Origin of the sequence: Sinomonas sp. G460-2 (genome assembly GCF_047759905.1) — a bacterium.
In the GTDB taxonomy this organism is placed as follows: Bacteria; Actinomycetota; Actinomycetes; order Actinomycetales; family Micrococcaceae; genus Sinomonas.
The window spans coordinates 1-4,339 of the sequence record NZ_JBKZWT010000306.1 but is presented as its reverse complement, the minus strand read 5'-3'; the positions used below and the strand labels follow the sequence as shown (position 1 = coordinate 4,339).

2 protein-coding genes, 2 pseudogenes and 1 riboswitch are annotated in these 4,339 nt (G+C 68.9%); all 4 genes and pseudogenes read right to left on the bottom strand.

What is annotated here, in order from left to right; translation table 11 throughout:
* Window positions 1–315 (bottom strand): annotated as a pseudogene (locus tag ACLN58_RS18625) (hypothetical protein); the annotation flags it as partial.
* A gap of 102 nt (window positions 316–417) precedes the next feature.
* Window positions 418–1,674 (bottom strand): magnesium transporter MgtE N-terminal domain-containing protein, encoded by a 1,257-nt coding sequence (locus ACLN58_RS18620; protein WP_415856731.1) that lies wholly within the window; start codon window positions 1,672–1,674, stop codon window positions 418–420.
* Window positions 1,675–1,747: 73 nt separating this feature from the next.
* Complete coding sequence (locus tag ACLN58_RS18615; protein WP_415856730.1) at window positions 1,748–3,460, bottom strand: Nramp family divalent metal transporter; 1,713 nt, start codon at window positions 3,458–3,460, stop codon at window positions 1,748–1,750.
* 223 nt (window positions 3,461–3,683) lie between these two features.
* A riboswitch (M-box (ykoK) riboswitch) is annotated at window positions 3,684–3,856 on the bottom strand.
* A gap of 127 nt (window positions 3,857–3,983) precedes the next feature.
* Window positions 3,984–4,339: pseudogene (locus ACLN58_RS18610) on the bottom strand (hypothetical protein); the annotation flags it as partial.

Genomic DNA, 4,339 nt, shown 5'->3' with positions numbered 1-4,339 from the left:
GGCCCCGGCCGCGCCGAGAATGTGCACGTGCGCGCCACCCGGTGCTAGCGCTGGGGCGCTGGCGGACGTCTCGGACAGGATCCCGAAGGCCTCGTGCAGCGCGAATTGGGTCGCCGACAGCACCGCGACCATCATGGGCGCCGAGATCCTCCGCCGCGAGAGCGGCATGACGCCGACCAGGACGAGCGCGAGCACGGCCGCAAGGACGAGCGGGTCCGGCAGGGCGCCGCCCGCGGCGGTGTGTGCCCCTGCGGCAAGAAGGACCGTGGAGCCCGCGACGACGGCGGCGCGCGAGAGCCGGAACAGCGCACGCATGCTCGCACCGCCTTTCGCTGGACGCCGGGGATCGACATCTACTGTACGTAGAAGAGGGCGACGGACAGAATCCGACGCCCCCTTCCACGTCACCTTCGAGGACTATTCGGAGCCGGTCTCGCGGTGGTTTGTCTCGCGCTGGGACCAGTCCTCGGGGATGGCCGCCTCGAGCGCGTCGTCGACCGTGATCACGCCGATGATGCGCCGATCGTCGGAGAGGACGGGCAGCGAGAGCAGGTTGAAGTCCGCCATGCGCGTGGTGACGTCGACGACGTCGTCAGTGGCAGACGCGACCACGACGTCGGTGTCAGCGACGTCTGCGAGCAGCCGGTCGGGCTGCGTCTGGACGGCTTGGACGAGGCTCAGCGCGCCGTCGAGCGTCCCGTCCGCGCGCACCGTGTACAACGTCACGAGCGCCTGGGCCTGGAGGGCGCTTGCGGCCCGGACCGCCGCGAGGGCGTCCCCGACCGTCGCCGTCGCGGGGAGGGCGATGAAGTCGGTCCCCATGAGCCCGCCCGCGGTGAGGTCGTGGTAGCCGAGCAGGCGGTGGACGGTGGCCCGCTGCGGCTCGGGTAGCCGGTTGAGCACGGACTTGCGCCGTTCCTGCGGGAGGTCCATGAGCGCGTCAGCGGCGTCGTCCGCCTGCATGCGGCCCAGCACTTCCGCGACCTCGGCGTCGGAGCGGTCGCGGAAGAGTTCGGACTGGCTGTCCTCGTCGAGCTCCTCGAAGACGTCCGCCTCGAGCTCGGGGTCGGAGTGGACCTGCGCGAGAAGCTCGTCCTGCTCGTTCTCGTTCGCCTCTTCGATGATGTCCGCGATCTGAGCGGGCTTGAGCTCGGGGAGGCGCGCCGAGGCATGGCGGACACGCGCCGACTCCGAGTGGCCGATGAGCGGCTCGAAGTCCTGCCAGTCGCGCACGTCGTGCGCGGCGTGGCGCGGGCCGAGGCCCAGCCAGCGGCGGCGGTGCACGTCGAGGCCCGTGACGGTCCAGCCGTCGAGGACCTGGGTGAGCTTGACGTCGTACGCCTTGACGAACGCGACGCGGGAGAGGTCGATGAGACGGTGGCCGAGCACATCCTCGGAGAGCAGGACCTCGCCTTCGCGCCGCGTGAACTCGCCGAGGTTGACGCTCGTGCTGCCGAGGTCGACGCGCTCGGGCGTGAGCGCGGCGAGGTCGGCGGCGGAGACGAAGACCCGCGCGCCGCCGACGGCGACGACGAGGCCGGTCACGAGGGGGTAGTTGTTCTCGCGGAGCCGGATAATGACGTCCGCGAGCGTGCCCATACGCAGGCCTTCGGAGTCGGTCACCGGGTGGCGCAGGATCGTGGACAGGGACAGAGTCTGGGTTGCAACGTTCATGGGGTGCCTTTCGGAGCACGTCAGTCCGCTCGAGGTGACTGTACGTCACGCCCGAGGGAATGGGGAGAAAAGGTCAGGCGGCGCCGAGGGCCAGTTGGACGACGCGGACGATCACGAGGGCCATCGCGACGATGAGGTAGACCCACAGGACCCCGAGGCCGATCCGGCGGGTGAGCGAGAGCTGCGGGCGCTCGAGGAGCGCGATGGGCGGCATGCGCCACGTGAGCCGCTCCGAGCGGTCGACGGCGGGCTCCTCCGTGACCTTGCCCTGCAGCCGCGCGCGGACCCGGAAGGCAGCAAGCGCCACGCCCGCGACGATCACCAGCCCGGCTCCGCCGCCGAGGATCGCGATGATCGTGCCGCCGTCGATACCTGGGAACAGGGTCGCGGTCGTGAGGACCACTGAGAGGATCACGAGCACGGCGATCACAGCGGACGTGAAGACGTTCATGGCCTTGCCGTTGACCCACGGACCCATGACCTGCTTGTCGTTGCACAGCAGCAGGAGGAAGAGCGTCGCGGAGGGCAGCAGGACGCCCGCGAGGACCTGGACGCCTACGGTGAGGAGGCCGAGCGGGCTTCCCGGGATGACGACGATGACCGCCGAGATGAGGATGATGCCCGCGAACGCGGCGTAGAAACCCTTCGCCTCGCTCACCTTGCGGTGCAGGGAGTGCTTGAGGCCCAGGACGTCGCCGAGAGCGTACGACGTCGAGAGGCCCACGGCTGCCGCGCCGATGATCGACGCGTCGATGAGGGCCAGGGCGAACAGGATGCCCGCGATGTGCCCGACGTACTTCTCGAGGCCCTGCGCCACGCCGCCCGCGTCGGTGAACTGCCCGAATTCGGGCTTGCCCGCGAAGGTGAAGGCGGTAAACGCCATGATCGCGCCGGCCCCGAGGACCACGATGAGGATCCCGATCCACAGATCGGCCTTCTCGTACTTCATGTACCGCGGAGTGATGCGCTTGTCGATCACGTAGGACTGCTGGAAGAACAGCTGCCAGGGCGCAATGGTCGTGCCGACGATCGCGATGATGAGCAGCGTCACGTCGGCGATGTTCGAGCCCGCGGGGATGCCGGGCACCACGAAGTCGTGCGCGATCTGGCCGTAGTCGGGGTTGCTGAGGAAGAAGATGGGGACGAGCAGGAGCGAACCGAACACGAGGACCATGCACACGCGCTCGAAGCGCTGGAACGAGCCGGTGCTCGTCGCGCCGATGACCACGAGCGCGGAGATGACGATTCCGGGGATCTGAGGCACACCAAGGTAGGAGAGACCGATGCTGATGCCGATGAACTCGGTCACGATCGTGAGCGCGTTGAGGATGAACAAGTCGATCACGCTGAACGCGCCCCAGAACTTGCCGAAGCGCTCGAGGATGAGCCGGGCATGGCCAACACCCGTCACGGCGCCGAGCCGGAGAACCATCTCCTGGTTGACGAAGAGGACGGGGACCAGGAGCACAAGCGTCCACAGGAGGCCCGTGCCGTAGTTCTGGCCGGCCTGCGTGTACGTGCCGAAGGCGCCGGCGTCGTTGTCGCCGACCATGACGATGAGCCCCGGGCCCATGATCGCCAGGAGCGTCTTGAGCCGGGCCTTCCAGCTCTTCGAGGTGGAGGTGTCATCGAGGCGGATGGTGCCGAAGGCGCCCTTGATGTCGCCGACGTGCGCGGAATCGAGGACGGCGGAGGCGCCCGTGACGGGGCCGCTGTGGCCGACTGTCTGGGGCTGGATCTTGGCCGTGGTAGGGCGGTGGGCACGGGTGAGAGAGGTCTTGATCATGGGGACCTGCTTCCTCCCGACGGTGGTCGGGGTTTGTGAAGCGGGCACGCCGAGGTCACCCGGGGCTGGGCCGGATCGACGCGCGTGGTGGAAAGAGGAAGAGTGCTCTGAGCGGAAGGCTCAGGGGGTACGCAAGGAGGTACTACTATCGCCGCTTGACACGGACAGTCACCTCCTGCGCTCGTCTTTCACGTGCCTCCGGAGGCCCCGGCCAGATTGCCGGGGGGCCCTTCCTCGTAAGACCTTTGGCACTTCGCGTCGTGACCCTCCTGGGTGGAGGGAGCCAATCGGGGTTGCCCCTTAGCCCGGGGCAGCCTGTCCTGACCGGTGGCGTCTCTCGACGTTTAGGGTCGCTGGCTTGTATACGCGAAGGAGCCTCAGCTAACGAACGGCACCTTGCATTGGACATGGTACAGCACTGAGTGAGACGGGCAAACTTGTGGCGTCCCGTCCCGAGGGTTGTGGGGTCCCGTCCCGGGGGTTGTGGGGTCCCCTCCCCTCGCGGGTCGCCGGCCGAGCGGCCCTACGGCGCGACCGCGGGCGCCGTCGGGGCGGTGGCGCCCTGGCTCGCCTGGGTCCGCCCGCCAAAGCCGCCGGTGCCCTGGCCTGATCCGTTCTGGCCAGTTCCGTTTTGGCCAGATCCGTTCTGGCCCGTGCCCGCGCTCGCGCCGGTCCCGGCACCGGGCGCGAACTGGGAGAAGTTGCGTCCGGTTGTGCCGGTCCCGTTGCGTGCGTCGACGGCCTTCTGGATTGCGGCACCGCCGAGCGCGCCCGCGAGCACGAGGCAGGCACACACGAGCACCTTGGTGAACCGCGCCATGCGGTACCGCTTGGCTGGGACGAACGGCTCGTCGTCGTCCGCGGCCGGGGCCAACGGCT